The sequence below is a fragment of the Pseudoramibacter alactolyticus ATCC 23263 genome, assembly GCF_000185505.1.
Lineage (GTDB): Bacteria > Bacillota > Clostridia > Eubacteriales > Eubacteriaceae > Pseudoramibacter > Pseudoramibacter alactolyticus.
In genome coordinates, this window is the sequence record NZ_GL622376.1 from 1 (window position 1) to 611 (window position 611).

The 611-nt window shown below is 59.9% G+C and carries 1 protein-coding gene and 1 pseudogene; both read right to left on the bottom strand.

From position 1 onward, the window contains the following. Positions 1–492, bottom strand: a 492-nt coding sequence (locus HMPREF0721_RS11230) for a hypothetical protein (protein ID WP_242821900.1), incomplete at its 3' end; no start/stop codon positions are given. A gap of 3 nt (positions 493–495) precedes the next feature. Continuing rightward, positions 496–611, bottom strand: a pseudogene (locus tag HMPREF0721_RS12870) (patatin-like phospholipase family protein); the annotation flags it as partial.

Below are 611 nucleotides of genomic sequence, written 5' to 3' on the forward strand. Positions count from 1 at the left end.
CCGACCCCACGTCTTAACCCCGTCAGGAGCTAGATCGCGTGGTAGCCGGGCCGCGATGTCACGCAAGTGGTCCTTGAGGTGTTGCATCTCGTCCATGTCGTCGCGGGAAGCTTCTCCTTTGAGCCAGGCCTGTTCGAGTTCCCAACCACGCACTCGAGTGCGTACCGCATCCTTGACGAGTTCGTGCTCGTCGGGGCTCGACGTGACGTGCTTTTCTGCCGAGCACATCCAGCCGTAATCGCGGTTGATACGCAGCAATCCAGGGTCGACCGTCATTGAGTCGTGTACTGAAATCTCGGGGCCAATGACGACGGCGCCAGCATTGAGGGCATAAGCTACCTCGTCCCGCTCGGTCTCGTCAGTCAGGATCGACACCGATCTCATTACTAGATCGAGCATGTTGCGAGAGCCAAAATCGGACTCTCGTGCGGCCCCCTGCGGCGAACACGTGATGATGTAGGGGTTCGTCACACCAAGGTGTCCGATTGCCATCTCGGCGGGCACATTTTCCCGTAGACCACCGTCGACGTAGTGCTCTCCGTCGAGGTCAACGGGACGGAAGACCCCGGGAATGGAGCAGGAGGCGAGTACCCCGCGAGAGACATCGAAGG